General features: G+C 34.5%; 17 protein-coding genes and 1 pseudogene. 1 reads left to right on the forward strand and 17 read right to left on the reverse strand.

Going from position 1 to position 17,450, the window contains the following annotated elements:
• Window positions 1–121: 121 nt before the first annotated feature.
• The 14 genes and pseudogenes from K6V48_RS06650 to K6V48_RS06715 all read right to left on the reverse strand — a co-directional run.
• Window positions 122–166, reverse strand: a pseudogene (locus tag K6V48_RS06650) (23S rRNA methyltransferase attenuation leader peptide); the annotation flags it as partial.
• A 48-nt stretch (window positions 167–214) separates the two neighbouring features.
• Window positions 215–454: a peptide-binding protein gene (locus K6V48_RS06655; RefSeq protein ID WP_222368648.1), complete on the reverse strand. Its 240-nt coding sequence runs from the start codon at window positions 452–454 to the stop codon at window positions 215–217.
• Between the two features lie 133 nt (window positions 455–587).
• Window positions 588–1,916 carry a DNA topoisomerase gene (locus tag K6V48_RS06660; protein ID WP_222368651.1) on the reverse strand — a complete coding sequence of 443 codons (1,329 nt, stop codon included), beginning with the start codon at window positions 1,914–1,916 and terminating at the stop codon, window positions 588–590.
• Between the two features lie 168 nt (window positions 1,917–2,084).
• Complete coding sequence (locus K6V48_RS12145; RefSeq protein WP_222368653.1) at window positions 2,085–3,593, reverse strand: hypothetical protein; 1,509 nt, start codon at window positions 3,591–3,593, stop codon at window positions 2,085–2,087.
• Window positions 3,594–3,596: 3 nt separating this feature from the next.
• The gene (locus tag K6V48_RS06670; RefSeq protein WP_172037178.1) at window positions 3,597–4,253 is read right to left on the reverse strand and encodes a hypothetical protein; all 657 of its coding nucleotides are present in this window, start codon (window positions 4,251–4,253) and stop codon (window positions 3,597–3,599) included.
• A 610-nt stretch (window positions 4,254–4,863) separates the two neighbouring features.
• Entirely contained in the window at window positions 4,864–5,772 is a 909-nt protein-coding gene (locus K6V48_RS11835) for a ribonuclease D (protein ID WP_261311060.1), read from the reverse strand.
• 148 nt (window positions 5,773–5,920) lie between these two features.
• Window positions 5,921–8,614 (reverse strand): DEAD/DEAH box helicase, encoded by a 2,694-nt coding sequence (locus K6V48_RS06680; protein ID WP_222368655.1) that lies wholly within the window; start codon window positions 8,612–8,614, stop codon window positions 5,921–5,923.
• Window positions 8,607–10,040 carry a site-specific DNA-methyltransferase gene (locus tag K6V48_RS11840; protein ID WP_261311061.1) on the reverse strand — a complete coding sequence of 478 codons (1,434 nt, stop codon included), beginning with the start codon at window positions 10,038–10,040 and terminating at the stop codon, window positions 8,607–8,609. The genes K6V48_RS06680 and K6V48_RS11840 overlap by 8 nt, the downstream gene beginning before the upstream one ends.
• Window positions 10,013–10,198, reverse strand: a complete 186-nt coding sequence (locus K6V48_RS06690; protein ID WP_261311062.1) for a hypothetical protein — start codon at window positions 10,196–10,198, stop codon at window positions 10,013–10,015. Before K6V48_RS06690 ends, K6V48_RS11840 begins: the two co-directional genes overlap by 28 nt.
• Window positions 10,199–10,254: 56 nt before the next feature.
• Window positions 10,255–10,566, reverse strand: a complete 312-nt coding sequence (locus K6V48_RS06695; protein ID WP_222368658.1) for a DUF5960 family protein — start codon at window positions 10,564–10,566, stop codon at window positions 10,255–10,257.
• Window positions 10,559–10,921 (reverse strand): hypothetical protein, encoded by a 363-nt coding sequence (locus tag K6V48_RS06700; RefSeq protein WP_222368660.1) that lies wholly within the window; start codon window positions 10,919–10,921, stop codon window positions 10,559–10,561. The genes K6V48_RS06695 and K6V48_RS06700 overlap by 8 nt, the downstream gene beginning before the upstream one ends.
• Window positions 10,918–12,333 carry a Y-family DNA polymerase gene (locus K6V48_RS06705; protein ID WP_222368662.1) on the reverse strand — a complete coding sequence of 472 codons (1,416 nt, stop codon included), beginning with the start codon at window positions 12,331–12,333 and terminating at the stop codon, window positions 10,918–10,920. Before K6V48_RS06705 ends, K6V48_RS06700 begins: the two co-directional genes overlap by 4 nt.
• 1 nt (window position 12,334) lies before the next feature.
• Window positions 12,335–13,021, reverse strand: a complete 687-nt coding sequence (locus tag K6V48_RS06710; RefSeq protein ID WP_222368665.1) for an XRE family transcriptional regulator — start codon at window positions 13,019–13,021, stop codon at window positions 12,335–12,337.
• Between the two features lie 2 nt (window positions 13,022–13,023).
• Window positions 13,024–13,890, reverse strand: coding sequence for an ImmA/IrrE family metallo-endopeptidase (locus K6V48_RS06715; RefSeq protein WP_222368667.1), 867 nt, complete (start codon window positions 13,888–13,890; stop codon window positions 13,024–13,026).
• Between the two features lie 163 nt (window positions 13,891–14,053).
• On the opposite strand from K6V48_RS06715, the gene K6V48_RS06720 reads away from it, so the two are divergent.
• A complete protein-coding gene (locus tag K6V48_RS06720; RefSeq protein WP_121795918.1) occupies window positions 14,054–14,410 on the forward strand; it encodes a hypothetical protein in 357 nt (118 codons plus the stop codon).
• 51 nt (window positions 14,411–14,461) lie between these two features.
• Here the strand turns inward: K6V48_RS06720 and K6V48_RS12025 are convergent, their stop codons facing one another.
• From K6V48_RS12025 to K6V48_RS06735, 3 genes are read right to left on the reverse strand one after another with little or no spacing between them, the layout of a single operon-like run.
• On the reverse strand, window positions 14,462–15,760 hold the full coding sequence (locus K6V48_RS12025) for an AAA family ATPase (RefSeq protein ID WP_315863157.1): 1,299 nt from the start codon (window positions 15,758–15,760) through the stop codon (window positions 14,462–14,464).
• Window positions 15,761–15,778: 18 nt separating this feature from the next.
• Window positions 15,779–16,813, reverse strand: coding sequence for a hypothetical protein (locus K6V48_RS06730; protein WP_222368669.1), 1,035 nt, complete (start codon window positions 16,811–16,813; stop codon window positions 15,779–15,781).
• The gene (locus tag K6V48_RS06735) at window positions 16,806–17,450 is read right to left on the reverse strand and encodes a hypothetical protein (RefSeq protein WP_222368671.1); all 645 of its coding nucleotides are present in this window, start codon (window positions 17,448–17,450) and stop codon (window positions 16,806–16,808) included. Before K6V48_RS06735 ends, K6V48_RS06730 begins: the two co-directional genes overlap by 8 nt.

A 17,450-nucleotide genomic window follows, 5' to 3' on the forward strand; every position in this document is an offset into this window, starting at 1 on the left:
AGTTAAACGATTTGTTTGTAATTTTAGTTATCTGTTTAAAAAGTCATAAGATTAGTCACTGGTAGGAATTAATCTAACGTATTTATTTATCTACGTAATCACTGTTTTTAGTCTGTTTCTAAACAGTAGATGTTTTATCTACATTACGCATTTTGAATACCAACATGACGAATCCCTCCTTCTTAATTACAAATTTTTAGCATCTAATTTAACTTCAATTCCTATTATACAAAATTTTAAGATAATGCACTATCAACACACTCTTAAGTTTGCTTCTAAGTCTTATTTCCATAACTTCTTTTACGTTTCCGCCATTCTTTGCTATTTCGATTTTTATGATATGGTGCAAGTCAGCACGAACACGAACCGTCTTATCTCCCATTATATCTTTTTTTGCACTGATTGGTGTATCATTTCGTTTTTCTTTTTGTGCGCCTAAATTTCCCACAATCACTCACTTCTTTCTATTTCTTCTTATTCTTATTTTATCATCAACAATCACAAATCACTTGTGATTTGTGATAAGTGATTTGTGATAAGTGATTTGTGATTAATATATAAAAGCCCTCTTTAAAGGGCTTTTATGTTTATTTTGAGAAAGATATAAAATCAATATATCCCTTTTCCCCAATTTTTACAACGGCATTGTAGGGCTTTTTCTCTTTGTTTTTGATTCCTTTTACCAGGGTTTCTTTTCCCTCCAGTAATTCTTTTACATTCGTTTTGGTTAGTTTTTTCTTTCTAAAATGTTCAGCTAAAGTAAACTTACATTCAGGATAATTTGAACAACCATAAAACGATTTTTTTAATACAATATTGTTGCCACACTTAGGACATTTTCCTACAATACTTTTTTCTGCTTCTTTTTCTTTCTGTTCCTGGTAATCAGAAAAATTTAGTTTTTCTATATCGTTAGGTACAGCTTCCAGTAAATGAACAATGAATTTTTTGATATTCGTAATAAAGTTCTCTTGATTGCCTTCTCTTTTACCGATTTTTTTTAAATACGTTTCCCATTTAGCCGTCATTTCAGCACTCGTTAAAAGGTGCTGACTTTCAACTGCCTGGCACAATAATTTTCCTTTTTCAGTTACAACAAGCTTATTCTTAATCACTTGGATATATTCTTTTTGTTTTAACGCTTCAATAATACTTGCTCTTGTCGCTTCTGTTCCAATCCCCTCAACTTCTTGTAAAATCTTGATTGCTTCTTCATCATCAACCGTTTTATTCGCCGTTTTCATAGCAGTTAATAATGTACCCTCTGTAAAAGCTTTTGGCGGTTGCGTTTCTTTTTCAACACTCTTAACACCAACTTCGGCACGTTCGCCAATGATAACGAGTGGTAACGTTTGAACGTCCTCTTTTTCTTCTTTGGTTTGTTGTTTGAAAAGAATTTTCCACCCTTCTTGCTTTGGTGTCTTTCCGATCGATTGAAACAGCAAATCAGCTACTTTCGTTTGTATCTTGGTTTCTCCATCCGAAGATTTCATTGAAACAATAACATATCTAGGAATAAGTTCCTTTTTATGATAATAAGGAGTTGCTTGGTAATATAAAACCCCTCCTTCTTTATGAGTCTCTAACCATTGCTGAGCTTTTTTCTCTGTATAACGCATCCCACCATCATTTTCACCAACATTTTGAGTACGAGTGCCAGTAATTAGATTTTCACGTTTTGCATTACCCCCAAGACTGTTCGCAATTAAGTGACTACGATTCCAAAAGAAACCGTTATATTTAGAGCCATTTGAACTAATGATTTCAGCCTTTTCTTCATTCTTTTTCCAACCGCTTGGATCAGACGAACCATCAGTCGCAAAAGGTAGTCTGTTCCCTCTAGAATTCTCAACATTTTGATAAATCAGACTACCTTTTACTTCAGTTGTCCTTTCAAGATCATCTAAACATTTCATCACTGCCTCTCACTTCTCCATATTTTCTTGCAATTTTGAGACATTTAGAAAACACTTCTTTTTTTGTGCCGGTAACAGACAATAAATTTCTATTTATAAAAATGTACGGTATTAGTTTCATTCTTAAACTTTCTCTTGAATCTGATTAAAGTAGACAATCCTATATATTTACATGTAGCCTACACAATTTACACCAATTACTCCTCGTCTTAGGAATATCGTATGAAATTTCTCATACTCAAATTGTTCATATTCAAACTTCTCATATTCAAACTTCTCATATTCAAACGGTTCGTATTCAAACTTTTCATATTCAAAAACTTCAATCCCTATTTCTTTTAATACTTCTTCTGGCAACTCGTAATTTTGGTCTACTAAACCAAATAGAGTAAATCCTGAATCAACACAAAATGATAGAACCGGATTGTATATTGAAGAGTAAATTACTGAGCCGGCTATCGATCCTACAAAACTACCAATCATGTATCCAAGTACAGGAATTTCAATTAGAGACTGACTCACAGAACCCATAGATAAAGCACATGTTGTTACAAACATTTCTTTGATTAATTCATTAACCATCTCAGCTCTACTCATGTTACCAGTAGTGACTTGATACGAATTTTTCATTGAATTCATTACTAATACTGTCACTGCACCAACAACTGATGGATCAATAGATTTCATTGCACTACCACATAATCCTGCCTTACAACTTGCTGTAATTGCTGCTGAAACTGTACCTCTTACAAATCCTTCGCCTGCACCTGTAATCGCTGCAAATCCTATCTCTTTGAATTGACCTTCTTCAATTTCTCCATTTTTAATTAGATAAGCTACTGCATTCCATATTTCAGGAGCAACTCTCAATGCCATTGATATTGTTGCTGCAGTTAAGCCAGACTTGTAGGCCTGTTTCAATATATCGGCGTACTTAATCAACTCTTCAGTTGTTAAATGTACGTTCTCAGGATTTACTCCACCCTCTTTAGACAATCTTGCAAGTTCACGTGCTTCCTGTTCCGAAAAAGCAATCGATTCATTCCCCTCATTGTCTTTAACCTTATCACTCAGTAATTTGAGAGTCTCTTCATAGCGATGAACTTGCTCTGGTCGCTTTGTCGCCTCTTCTCTTATTTTTCGTTCTAAAAACAAAGTCGCTTCTTTTAACTGGTCTGATGGAATTACTCTGTACTGTCCTGAGTAAACCGGATCACTCAAAACTGTGTCTGCTGAGTATCTTCTCTTCTCCAAATATACATCTAAACTTTCTTTCCCACCTTTTGATTTATATTCGCTAAAACATTGAAAAATACTCTTAGCTTGTTGTTCTGCACTGGATGCTCCGTTTTTATAATATTTTAAACCAAATTCAGCATCGAAGTTTATTCCCGTAATATCAGGAGACCCAAAATCATGGCTACGATCCACCTGTACTCTGTTTTTTGAGGAATTAATAGCCGCATTAACATTAAAGGTTCCAGCATGCCAAAACTCAGCAACATCTCCCTTTAGTGTATCTATACGTGCACCATTTGTTTCAAAGCCATTTAGATTATTCACCAACTTCTTTATCTCTGATTCTACAGCGTCTATATAATGCACTCCAGCAGCATGTCCTGCAAAATTACCTGCATTCTTCTCAAAGAATTTATATCCCTCATTAAAGGCTTCCATTCTTTATCCCTCCAAGAATTCAGATAATCCATCCATGTATAATATCGCTGTCAAACCTCTATACTGTTGATCCATGACTTTCTCTTTATCAGTTCCAGTAAGAAATTGAGTAACACCTAACACTGCACCCGTAGCTAATGTAATCCCAGGTGCCAAAAAACCTAAAAGGGCACCACCAGCGATTAAAGCCGCTTTATTTCCACCTACGACATCGTTAACTGCATCAAACGCTTGTTCAGTAATTGGTTTTGAAAATTCAATTTTTTCAAAATCTGTTTTGTAACCGCGACAGTATTCAATAAATTTATCATAAGTATCTCGTTGACTAATAACTTCAGAAACAATCATCATTCCTCGTTTGCCAAGCCAACCATACTTCATTCCAAATTTATTAAATTTCACAGACATACTTGATATCTCTTTTTTACTCACATCATTTTCACCAATAAAAAGTACATGCTCATTAGATGAAATAGTTGCCATATTTGCTTTGTAATCCTTCTCAAGCCATACAGATACAGTAATTGCCCCATCTTCAGTCCCGACTACCTTACCTTCTTCATCATCATTTGTACTTACAAGTTGACGCAAATAATTAGCATATTTTTCAGTTTTGTCATCACAAACAATAATCAATTTTGTTGTTTTTTTCTCAAACATAACAATCCCCTTTATATTCTATTTAATATTTTATGATTTCTTGTTTTCGTAAAAGTCTTATATCAATTTTTAAAATTCGTTTGATATATGCAACTTTACTATTTATTATTATAACATGAAAACACTTTCAAAAATTGTTCTTTTACTAATTTTTGAACTCTTCTATCAATTAAATAATGCTTTGCACAAGCTTCTAGAATTCAGTAAATTAGTACATCTGAATGGTGAGTTATGCACTTTAATTCTTTGGGGTGAACAGAAAAAGCATCCCGTATTTTTGGTACGAAATGCTTTCAATAAGTGTAAATAAGTTTTAACGTTTACTAAATTGTGACGCTTTACGGGCCTTTTTCAAGCCTGGTTTGGAAAGTATGAGTTTCAGTTAGATTAAAAATAGCGTGATATCAAGCCTTTTCAGAACGATATCTACTGATTAATTTCATAAAATTTGAATCAATATTTTTTAAACGGGGGAATAGTTTAGGTCTGTAAGAATTAACTTATACACTTACAAGGTTCATTCTGATCGACTTTATAACTGTCTACGAAAAAAAGATAGAGTTTAAAAAAATAGAAGAAATTCAGCAATCAAAATTAGTATCTCTACTTCTTAATCACTCTCACTAGTAAATAAATCTTCCCACTGAGTGATAGATGCTGGTAGGATTAACTTATACTTTTCATAGAAATCTAATAAACCGTTATCCCCTATCCTAACTACATTTTCAATCTTATCTAAATTTATCACTCTCGGAGCATATAAATATACTAGATAACCTTCATCTACATATTGTTTAAAATCTAAAGCGTCAAGTTCCTTTGCCTTCTTGCCTTTTACTTGAACTACTGCTTTTCTTGGGTTATTGATGTCTCTTGATATCATCTCACATTCAATTTTTATGGTTGTAGACTTCTTTGCAATTGAATTGGAAAGGACATAATAATTTTCCTTAATTTGAAGATATGAAATTACAAGTTCTTCTAAATCAAAAGCTGGTAAATTATCTAAAACAGCTCCTTTAGACGGAATCACCTTATAATAATTACTTTTTGATAGTAGATTAAAAATTAACTTTGAGTATTCTATTATAATTTTATCACGAATATATCCTGCTGTACCTCCGTTAACTCTATTGAAGGATGCTTTAATTTGTCCCGGAACCTGCATTCCGAAATTATAGGCCTCAACTGGAATAAGTGATCCTATATCCATAAGTTTATCACAAATAACTTCTGCTCGTGATTTAACCCTACAAATCCAATAAATTCCATTTAAATCTCGAGTCCAAAATAAATCATCGACCTTTGCATTTTGAAAAATATTAATTGCTGGATTCGCTTTACCACTTTCTTGTTTTATACGATTGTAGTATTCTTGAAAATCGTTAGATTTAATACCTTCACTTAATCTGCTCCAACCAATTCCAACATATTGTTCTGAATTATTCAAGCAAAAATCTACCATTTCCTGCCTAAAATCTGTATTAGTTTTTAAATGTAATCTAGCTACATAATCCAATTTAACACCATACTTTCTCTATTAATTTTTACGAGAATTATTTGTATCATATTTTATATTCCCACAACCACAATAGAAATTACCATTAACCAATTTAATAGCTACAGCTTTAGACTATTTTGAGCATTTTTCATAATCGCACCATTACTTAGTATTCCTTCTCGCTTTTATCAACTACTTTTCCATATCTTTCAGCCAAATTTGTAAAACTAGAGCTTGCTTGAATTTGTTGAGATGGAATGAAAAGGTATTTCCATGGCTTTCTGCCATTTGCCATTGCCCAGTTAGTGGCAACGTCACAAAATTGAACTGCTCTCATACTTTTAGCTATGACATCTGCATTTTCTAATTTATCTTCCCCTTTTACCTCAATCAAATAGAAACTTTCTTTAGTTTCAACAACAAAATCAGGTTCGTAGCGTTTACCTCTGTTATATGTAATATTAAATTCTGCTGGTGCAGGGCGAAGCCAATTTTGAACAGTTGTATCATGTTCCAGAACTCGAGCCAAAATTAGCTCTGGCTTACTATCAAACTTAGTTGTACTAAAAACTCCTTTTTTAATGCCTTCAAATAAAACAGACTTAATTCCAGATTCATACGAATCACTATAGAAGTCCACATGTTCTGTCCATGTATAAGATTGGCTAATATTACAACTACTTGTCCCAGAGACACTCTCCTCAAGACAACCATTCGTGGTATAGAAATGGTCTTCTAGAAGCATTTGAGAATAGATTTTTTGAGCAATATCTTTTTTGAACATCATAATAATATTTCTCATGATATTACTACTATACTTGTTCTCGTAATGATCACAAACTTGTGTAATCAGTTTAAAGAGTAAATCAGAACATTTTTCATAATCAATTTCTGGTTTTTCTCTTAGTATCTCAAGTAAAGCCTTTTTAGGATTGTAACCATCAAAGTTAATAGCATCACTAGACAGTCGTTCTAAATCTGAAAGGTTTGCTAAATTCTGAATGACTAATTCATTATTAATAGGTGTATGTGTAAACGTTGCTAAATCTAAATCAAAATCAGCAAATCCATATTCTTCAACACCTTTATCAGTTACCTTCAATCTAGGAATAGGAATAAATTTATTGATAGCTTGTTGATGAACTTCCTCAATATTTTTATCAAGCCAATGAGAAAAAGGATTTTCATTTTCTCTATAGACTTCACCTAAATCTTTATCCCCATTTACTTTTTCCTTAATCCGATCAACGACACTCCTCATTTGTTCTGAGGTTAAGTTTACAGTCTTCTTCTCTTGGATTTCTTTAGCTAGTTCCGTTTGAACTAGTTCAGAAGTCTTATCAATAACTTTGTCTATTGAATCTGTTCTTGTTATATTCAAAGATTTATAGGCATTTTCACGTATATCATTTTTTTCAAATTCAAACGACAGTTGAGTAGTTGATGTTTTAGTTTCAATATCTTCGATGGTGATAATATTACCAGCTTTAAAAATCGAATCTCCTTGTTGAGCTTCTTCAATGATTTCTTGGAACTTATCATGAGCAGTGAGATAGACAGCATCAACAATTGAATCTCCAGTACGCTTCCCGTATGGCAGTCGCAAACCACGACCTACCATTTGTTCCCTAAGAATTTTAGATGCGGCTGTACGTAGAGGTACGATTGTATAAAGATTATTTACATCCCACCCTTCTTTAAGCATATTAACATGAATCACAATCTCTATCGGATTATCACTACGTTCAATTTCCAATAAAAGTTTATTGTTAGCTTCGCTTTCTGCACCAGTCTTCTTTGAGTGGACAGTAATGGTCTTATTACGATAAATGCCATCTCTAAACTCATCAGAAGTAACAAACGTTTCGACCCACTTTGCGTGGTCAGTATCCTTACAAACTACCATCATAAACGGTTTCACCGTACGAATAGGGTTCTCTTCCGTACTGTTATTTATCGCATAAGTTTCTAGCTCTAACTTTGTTCGCTCATGTAATTTAACCCCATCATATAACATAGTCTTATCCAACTCTTCTACTCCGAAATTAAAAAAATCTATATCAGAGCGTGTCGCAGCATAAGGGGTCCGAGTGTAACCATCTTCGATTGCTTTCGATAATGGATACTCATAAACGACATTTTTGAATTTTTCTTGTTTTTTTCCTTTACCTACAAGTGGGGTGGCAGTTAGTTCGACTCCTAGCATGGGCTTCAAGTCATTCAAAGCTTGAATCCCCTTATCTGCCCGATAATGGTGAGACTCATCCATAATCAAAACAAGGTCTGGTAGTGAGGCAAGATACTGATAAAATGAATCACCAATCATTTCATTAAGCTTACGCATATTGGCTTCATCTTTATTGAATTTATCAATATTAAAGACAAAAATACGAATATCAGACTCAAACATTGAAATCTGTTTAGATTTATAGTCATCATCCGTTACAATTTGAGGTGGATTTAAGAAACATCCTAAACCTTTGAAAACATATTTTGAATGATTGAAATCTGATAGGTCTTTTTTTAGCTTTTCATAAATCGTCGTATTGGGTGCGACAACAAAGAAATTCTTTACATTATGTTGCGTATAAAAATAAGCGATAAAAGCACCCATTAGGCGAGTCTTTCCGACACCCGTCGCGAGGGCAAATGTCAAAGACATAAAATCCCGTTCAAAATCAGTACAAATAGGGTAGAGTGTATTGACACTCTCCAGAGCGGCCTTTAAATTCATCCCTTTCTGGATATGAATTGAGTTCATAATTTCTTCTAGAATTTTTAGAGAATCTCTTTGTGGCGTCCGCAGTGACATGACACCGCTGATGTAATCCGTCGTATATTGAGGAAATCTATTATTCATCTTCATACTCCTCATCATCATATATCGGTGGGTTGATAATATTTAAATTATAGTTTTCTTTGTTAAATTCGCATCGGTCAAGCAGCATTTGAGGAATTTTCTTTACAGTGATATTAGGATAACGTTTTTCAATTTCTTTAGAGAAAGATTTGCATGCTACGATAAGAAATTCATCGTCTTCCATAGCGGATTGAATGGCATCTATAAATCCAATATCAAGATGACGAGTAGATACAAATAGATATGAGTTTTCATTCCCTATCGACTGCTTCCAAAATTGTTCGCTATCTGGCTGATAAGTAAAACCTTCGTGTAAGGCAACCGCACTGGCTAGCATATCCGCATCATAGTCCGAGTTAATCACATACTCATCAAAAGCATCTTTATTTATTAAAGATGGAGCTAGCTCGTAGAATTTATAAGCTCCGCCACCTTGCCATTCTATATTTTTTGAAATACCGCCTTGATCAATACCATCTATCACTTTATCCAAACGGACTTTACAATGCGTATAGGCATGGTCACCCATTTCTATACCAATATATTTCCGATTCATCTTATGAGCGACTGCGGCTGTTGTGCCAGAACCAAGGAAGGAGTCTAAAATTAAATCATCTGGATTAGAGGCAATATGAATAATTCGCTCAATTAGAGTTTCAGGTTTCGGAGTATCGAATATACTTTCTTTGCCGAATATACTCATAATTTCCTTCTTGGCAGAATCAGTATGCCCTACCTCATCACTTGGCCACCAAGTCCACGGAGCAACCCCAGGAACTTCAGATAAATACCTAATTTTATTTGGTTGACTATTATTATCTTTGCCAAAATAAATTCGTCCGCCTGCCAACAATTCTTCGAATGTTTTTTTGGATAAAGACCAGCATCTACCCGCAGGTGGGGTGTGAACTTTACCACCAGGTGCAACTATCTCATAAAATTGTTCTGGAGTTGCATGTCCTGCCTGAGCAGTCATAGGAACAGGACGCCACCTTCCTCTAGGGTCGTTATTAGGATTTTTATAAACCTTAGCCTGCTGTTCAGTCATAGGAACTAGATTTCTATTATTCTTAAATTTTAGTTTATTTATTGCATAAACTAAAATATATTCATGAACATCTCCAATGGACTCTCTATTTTCTCTAGAATATCTTTTCTGCCATACAATTTGTGCAACAAAGCTAGTCCGACCAAATAACTCATCACATAGCACCTTCATATATGCCTGTTCATTATCATCGATACTAATCCAAATACTTCCATCCTCTGGATCTAATAGCTTCCATAATATTTCAAGTCTTGGACGTATTAAACTTAACCAAGTACTATGTTCTACATTGTCATCATAATGTTCAAAAGCGGCCCCAATATTATAAGGTGGGTCGATGTAAATACACTTCACTTTCCCAGCATACTTATTTTCCAAGCTTTTAATGCAAGGAGATTATCGCCATGAATAATCATATTCTCTGTTTCTGGGTCATTGACACAGTTAGATTTTTCCTTATCTTCAATCAATAACCGTGGCTCAACCTTTATCTCGTCGTTCTTACCAACCCAGGTAAGTTCTAGTTTATTTGACATTATCGATGCCTCTCTATTTTTATAATAAAATTATATCATATTTGCGACGGTAAAAATTAGCATATTTTAACCACTTTTTGTTCAGAAAATGTACTCCCATGATATCTGTAACACCTTATCGTTCGATTTTCTTTACTGGATTCTATCTGAAAATAAAAATAATGCTCCCTCCCATCCTTGCTATTCTCCTTATTGAGCTTAAAATAGTTCTTCTGGCTCATAGCCATTTCACGGAGGATGTCATCAGTTAGAAAGGTCAAGGGGATGTCCATGTTTGAGTACTTGTAGAAGTCTTCTTCAAATTTCATGTAGGAATCCGAGAAGTAATCAAACTGCAATTTGTCGTCATAAATTTCTTTTCTACTCATCGTCCAACTCCTCTATCATGCTGATTTCTAAAATATCATCTACCTGAATCAAGTGGTATTTCTCACTTGATTTGATAGTGATTTCCTTAACGTCAATTTCAGTCACTTGCCCAATATGGGTTTCCTTCACTTTCCCTAATTTGACGACAAACATTCCTGTTAGACCTCCTGCATAGAGCTGGCCTATTAAGGTCAGCTTTTCTGCTTTGGTAAGTGTTTGCGTCATGTCAACTTTGTTCTTATCATCAGTCAGTGAAGTCGTGTGCTCGGATAAGAAGAAGCCCATCCACTTCATCATGCCACGATCCTGGTGTTCCCTTGCTGACTGGAAAGGGAGATACATACGATCAATCATTTTAGTCCGTCCAATCCACCAGCTGAATGCCCACCAATTAATTTGCTGCGCTCGACACTCCTGGATGCCTCAAGTAAGGAGGATCCTTTCTGGATAAGGGTAAAGCCAAATTGATTGCGGATGGTGTCAATTGCTGATTGGAGCCTTTCTTCTTTTTCTATTTTTTCGACATCGTCAAAGAGGGAAATCAGACCATAAGACTCGTCCACAAAGCCTGAATAGTAGACAGAAATGGTCCTGACTGCTCCTTCTGAATATTTCTTCCGAAAGAGACCAATAACATAGTTGGCAAGTTCTCTTGTCAAATTTGTCGGTTCTATCTTCATCTGTGCATTGATAGGACGTTTCCCTTCGCTAGCTGAATAGCCAACTCCAATTGATACCCTAGTTGTTTTCTTATGAGCTCGTCTAAGTCGTATAGCTACCTGCTCAGCCATTTCCCGTAAAACAAGTTCCATATCAGTTTGTCTGATATAGTCTCTCGGCAAAACCTGAGAATTTCCTAAACCATTTGACTTTGGTTTATAAGGTTTATGAACATTACTTTCATCTATCCCATTAGCATGAAAAAATAAGTCTACCCCTACCACACCAAATTCCTTTTTGAGGATGTCTGGATTAAAATTAGCTAACTCCTTGATTGAGTATATGCCTAACTTGTTCAGTCGTTTCTCTGTACGATGACCTATTCCCCAGAAGTCTGTTAGGTTAGGAATGCCCCAAACCTTTATTTCCACATCCTCATAGGACCAATTTGCTCGCATGGTTAGTGTCTTCTTGGCTTCATTATCCAGCGCCAATTTGGCCAAAAGAGGGTTGCTATTGGACATGCCTACGGTAGAATATATCCCCGTTTGTCGCCAAATATCCCGTTGAATCCGTGAGGATATCATGTCTAACTTGTCCTTACGACTGATCGTCTTACCAGGAATAAAGTAATTCAGGGACGAGGTCAGATCAATAAAACCTTCATCAATAGAGTAGGGGAGGATATCACTAGGGCTAGCATAATTCTGAAAGATATGTTGGATTTCCATATTTTTCTTTATATAGATATCCATACGTGGTGGAACAATATAAGTTATCTTGGCCCACTCCTCAATGTAGCGAACGTATTCAGGCGTTGTTGGCAATCCTTGTCTTTTAGCATTGTAATAAGAAAACTTTCTCGTATGGATATCAAAAGGCAGGTCATAACTTCTTCCAACATTTGATTTGCCAAAGATTTTTTTAAACATTGGTGACGATGCCAAAATCAAGCCATTGGAATTATCCGCCCTGCTCATGACACAGAGGGAGGTTTTCAGGGGATGCAGGCCTCGCTCCACACATTCCACGCTAGCGTAAAAGGATTTCATATCCACAAAGGCAATATCAGACTTTGGCTCCCGTGAATAATCAAAATAGCCCATCTCATACCTCCAAAGGTGTAAAGGCTCCTACAATTTTCCCAACAATTCGAGGATTGTCGTCGAATGGTGCAAACTTGTCTTTGTAGTCCTTATTGATAGAAACAAGACGAAGTCCTTCTTTTTCACAATAGACTTTCTTGATATAGGTTTGGTCATTCCAGACTACGGCATAGACAGCACCGTCATAGTCAAAGCCAGTTTCACGAATGAGAGCCACGTCATGATTGTGATAGGTCGGCTCCATAGAATCCCCCTCAATCCAAGAGGCAAAATCGTGAGGCAACTCTTCATCAAAATAAACCGTATCGTAGTCTTTATCATCATAAACAGAAGCGCCGATACCAGCGGACATACGCTCATAAACCTTGTAAGCAAATCGTGGTTGCTCATTGACAATGCTGATGATTTTGTTTTGATTGATAACCAAATCCTGAACATAGTCCAACGCCTTCTCCTGATTCGGTTCATTCAGCTGACGATATAGAGTCGATATTTTATTTTCCGTTAGAAAGCCTGTCGGAACTCTCAAAAGCTTCTCTAGCTTTTCTAAATTATCTTTATTCGGTTGAGAACTTCCTTTTTCCCAGGCAGAATAGGATTGCCTAGAGATGCCAATGGCTCTTGCTAACTCCGATTGATTCATCTTCAATTCTTTTCGCCGTTCAATCAATTTTTCAGGATAATACATACTTACCTCTTTTCTAGTAGAAGAATGGTTTTAGCTCGTGATTGAGCTTGTTGTTTGGTCATTTTTTCTTTATCCCAGGCATATCCTATCTTTTTTCCAAAGTCAAACAATGTCCAGGTTCCTATATTAGAATCTATTTGTTCTAAATTTTTGCGAAAGTCATTCTCTAGCAAATCTGGAAAATCACTACTTGAGACAAAATTGTTTGTTTCTAAAGCAGATAATATTGCCACAAGTGGATTCACACTAACTGCTTTATATTCTGCTTCTATTTCATCTTTAATTTGCCCAAATAATTCAAGAATTAACCTGTTATTATTTAGTCGATAATCACTAATCGCCTGATTGATGTCCTGATAATTACTATCCAAGTAATAACGAAACATATCCCTCAAGCGATAGATAAGCGCCTCCGATGATACTACTAGGTCCGACAAAATCTTACTAAATCGAGATTTGCGATAATAAACATTGGACAAAAGCACAATATCTGGCATAAGAATAACAGCAGAAAAGAGATTTGCTTCTGTCTCAAGTCTTGACTCACTACCAGTACTCAATTCCGTAAACATATTACCGTCATGACCAAGGATAAAATGTCCCAATTCATGACACTTGGTAAAATTCTGCTTGACAATAGGATTCTCCTTCTCATAAGAAAAGGAGATCCCCTCATCATCAATCATAGTCAGCCCTTCAATCTTGCGATTAGAAAAATGATGTTCCAAAATCTTAATATCATAAACCTCAACACAGGTATCAAAATAATAATCAAAGCGATAAGTCAGCGGTGAAATCTGATTATCTTTCATGAATTGATACAAATGTTTTCTTGCAATTTGGGTAACTCTAGCATAAACTTCTCTCACATCATACCTCTCAGCAAGTCAAAATTATTTGTCAGTTATTCAACTGACAAAATTATATAATAAAAGTGGACCAATGTCCACTAGAAAATTATTCAAGTCACTCCACTTAATCATTTTGTAACAAAATTAGTCTAAAATAAAACCAAATAGGAGGTACAATCATATGAGAAGACTACTAAGTTTACTTGCACTTACTGCTATTAGCTTGTTCCTGGTAGCTTGTTCAAGCGAGGAAAGCATGAATGGAGAGTATTACGAAATTGGAGACTACGGTACTGATCTAGTCATTACGATTGATGGTGATACAGGTACCGTAGATGCTGAAGGCTCCACGACAAATATGACTATCGATACCGACTCACAAACATTCACCATTGAAGGATTCTCAGACCCTACTGTTGAATACGAATATGAGGATGGAGTCATAACAGCAAATATCACAGGTTCAGAACGCCAATACTATCGAAAAGGTAGCGAGGCGTATGAGAAAGAATTGAAAGAGTATGGAGTTGAAGAATAAAAAAGATTCAGAAGTAACTCTGAACCTTTTTACAATTATTCGATTTGTATTCTATATACCAAAATCCTCAAATTTAATCTCTTGTAAATCATTATCAGTTATCGTATCTAAGCTTGCAATACGATTTGCTTGATTTGAGAATGCTCTTTCAAATAGGTTCCTAACTTCTCGACCGTTCGCAAAATTCTCTGTTTTTTCTTCACAAATTTTTTTAAAGTAGTCCTTCATCATCGGAATAGTATCCTCTTCCAATTTTACATCGTTTGAATCACAAAGAAGTACTAAAATTGAAAAAAGTTGTTCTGGAGTATAGTCATCAAAAAAGATACTTTTATTAAATCTTGACTTCAACCCAGGGTTTGAATCTAGAAATCTATTCATTGGTTCATTATAACCTGCAACAATTAATACAAATTCATCCCGATTGTCTTCCATAGCTTTTAATAAAGTATCTATTGCTTCCTGCCCGAAATCTGTCCCCCCCTTTGCCAAAGTATAAGCTTCATCAATAAATAAGATACCTCCCATAGCTTCTTGAATTTTTTCTTGAGTTTTAAGTGCTGTCTGTCCGACGTAACCTGCAACCAAACCTGCCCGGTCAACCTCGACCAACTGTCCTTTCTTCAGCACACCTAATTGTTTGTAAATTTTTGCAACTAATCTAGCAACCGTTGTTTTTCCAGTTCCTGGGTTCCCTAAAAAGACTAAATGTTTTGATAATACAGGGATTTTTAAGCCTCGATTCTCACGAATCTTATTTACTTTCAAAATATTCGTTAGGGTCCTGATTTCAAATTTAACACCATCTAGTCCAATCAATTTATCTAATCGGTCTAACAATTCTTCTAAAGTTTCTTCGCCACTACTGTGTTCAACTAATGAACTTTCATTATCAACGGAGTTTTCATATTTATTTATGCTGTCTTCACCACCTCTAGCCTGTTTATCCTGATTAACAAATGACTTATTCAACGTTGATAAATAGGACAAAAATTTCTCTGAATCTGTATTACTCTTAGTATTATTGTTGACTAGGTAATACTTCCCAATAGAAATTATTACATTGACATAGGTTTCCCCTATCAAATTTCTATTTCCATCCGAAAGTGAACTGAAAAATTCTGGAGTGTATCCATCTTGTATATTCGGAATAGTTCCAACTTCCTCTGTAAAATATATAGATTTGAAAAAGTTGATTCTCTCTGTGGAATTACCAATAGTAATGTAGTCAATAAAAGACAGTATTTCCTTAATGACCAAGATTTTGAAATTAGGTATTTTATTATTCAATCCAGCCTTACCACAAACATAAAAAAGTTGGTCTAGTACATTTTTGATTTCGATATTCACAGTTTTAACTATTCCCTATTAAAGTAATGCAGCTTGCTCAAAAAGTATTTTTTGGGCTTCTATTGATTCTGGTGTATCTATTTCAGAAAGTGTATCTGTAACTGTACTTTTAATTACTTCGCTAACTTCCTGACTTATGGATTCATGTACAGTTTTTAGAATGCCTGTATCATTAATTAATTGTATTAACTGTTGGTTATCTACTACTTCGTTTTGTAGTTCTATAATCTGATTCATTAGTTCGATATAATAGACGTCAACTACAAGTACAGTTAAATTTGCTTCAAAATATGCATAGTCTTGGAGTTTTTCAGCAAACCAAGCTGAACTTAATCGATTATATACACTCATCCATTTTTCATGTGAAGAATGCCATGCTGACTGATTCGACAAAACTTCTTTATTGTTAAAATAATACTGCTCATCAAAAAATTTTATTGACACTGTCAGCATGGATAATAATGAAAAAATAGACGTAATTAAGTCATTATTGTTTACAGAAATTCCTCTTTGAAAAATTTCAATCAACAAATTAAGTACACTATAGATTTGATCAACTAATACCCTCATTTTCTCTTCGGAATATGGTTGTTGCCGCCTTCTACAATCTAGCATATCAGTGTAGTCTCCTAAAACCTTATCAAATTCAAAAGACGAATATACTTCATGACCGTGCTTTACGGTATTATTTAACTCTCTAAATTGTTGGTTTATATCCTTGCTGAGTCTATTTAACTTGGCATACATAATAGCAAAACCTGCTGTAGTTGCCGCTAGATTTACCCCATTCAAAACCAATCCTAAATTCTGAAAAGCTATAACTCTTTGAATTAATTCTAAGTTCTGAGTTAAGATTTGGTTGTTTTCTCCTACCATGTTAATTGCATTTTTAACTAATGATGTTATTTCATTTTGTTGTAAATTGTTGAATGCAACTTTTTGAAAATTTTTAAATTTTCTTTTTTTCCCACGAATAACTATCTCCATAATTTGATCTTTATTGACAAATTGTTGAAGTTGTTCCAAATTACTAATGTTTAAGATGTCAGCCATTAAAATGTTCCCCAAGAATTCTATTATCCATAAATTTGTGTAATATGATTATTGATAATACCAATATTCCATTTTCTCGCGTATATAACTCGTTCTCGTTTAAAATGTCTTTAACTTTTTTTATATACTTATTCTGACCATTAAAAGTTGTATTCGATAGATTTAAAAGAACACTCGTTATATTTATTTTACTTAAGGTATAATCAAAATTTTCAATTATCTGGCCATCGTTATTAATAATTGAATCATATAAGCAAAACATTATTCTATAGCAGCCAACAAACTGACCTGGGGATAGGACTTGATTGTCTTTTAGATTCTTCTTAGCATGTTCATAATATTTTCTTGCTCTACATGGATTTGGTTTAGATTTAGTTGTTGGCAATATTCTTGAACTAATTTTAGAATCAATTACTTTGAAGTATTTTTTTAGAAATCTATCCCAGTTATCATCCATTTTAAAAAATAATTTTTCAAAGTAATCACATATTTTTTCGGCCAAGATATCTTTGGTAACGTCATTATCATTGATAATAGAGAAATAAATATATTCATTTATTAACAATTTCTTTAGAGTTTCAAAACTATCTTCATTAAGAGTGGTAACTGTATGTTTCACTAACTCAGTACATTTCAT

The sequence above is a fragment of the Streptococcus suis genome, assembly GCF_019794555.1.
In the GTDB taxonomy this organism is placed as follows: domain Bacteria; phylum Bacillota; class Bacilli; order Lactobacillales; family Streptococcaceae; genus Streptococcus; species Streptococcus suis_AB.

Coding starts and splice junctions, on each gene's coding strand:
- K6V48_RS06720 (WP_121795918.1), top strand. CDS start 14,054: ATGAGAAGACTACTAAGTTTACTTGCACTTACTGCTATTAGCTTGTTC.
- K6V48_RS06660 (WP_222368651.1), bottom strand. CDS start 1,916: ATGAAATGTTTAGATGATCTTGAAAGGACAACTGAAGTAAAAGGTAGT.
- K6V48_RS06705 (WP_222368662.1), bottom strand. CDS start 12,333: ATGGGCTATTTTGATTATTCACGGGAGCCAAAGTCTGATATTGCCTTT.
- K6V48_RS06730 (WP_222368669.1), bottom strand. CDS start 16,813: ATGGCTGACATCTTAAACATTAGTAATTTGGAACAACTTCAACAATTT.
- K6V48_RS12145 (WP_222368653.1), bottom strand. CDS start 3,593: ATGGAAGCCTTTAATGAGGGATATAAATTCTTTGAGAAGAATGCAGGT.
- K6V48_RS06695 (WP_222368658.1), bottom strand. CDS start 10,566: ATGAGTAGAAAAGAAATTTATGACGACAAATTGCAGTTTGATTACTTC.
- K6V48_RS06680 (WP_222368655.1), bottom strand. CDS start 8,614: ATGAATAATAGATTTCCTCAATATACGACGGATTACATCAGCGGTGTC.
- K6V48_RS06690 (WP_261311062.1), bottom strand. CDS start 10,198: ATGTCAAATAAACTAGAACTTACCTGGGTTGGTAAGAACGACGAGATA.
- K6V48_RS06735 (WP_222368671.1), bottom strand. CDS start 17,450: ATGAAATGTACTGAGTTAGTGAAACATACAGTTACCACTCTTAATGAA.
- K6V48_RS06700 (WP_222368660.1), bottom strand. CDS start 10,921: ATGATTGATCGTATGTATCTCCCTTTCCAGTCAGCAAGGGAACACCAG.
- K6V48_RS06670 (WP_172037178.1), bottom strand. CDS start 4,253: ATGTTTGAGAAAAAAACAACAAAATTGATTATTGTTTGTGATGACAAA.
- K6V48_RS06710 (WP_222368665.1), bottom strand. CDS start 13,021: ATGTATTATCCTGAAAAATTGATTGAACGGCGAAAAGAATTGAAGATG.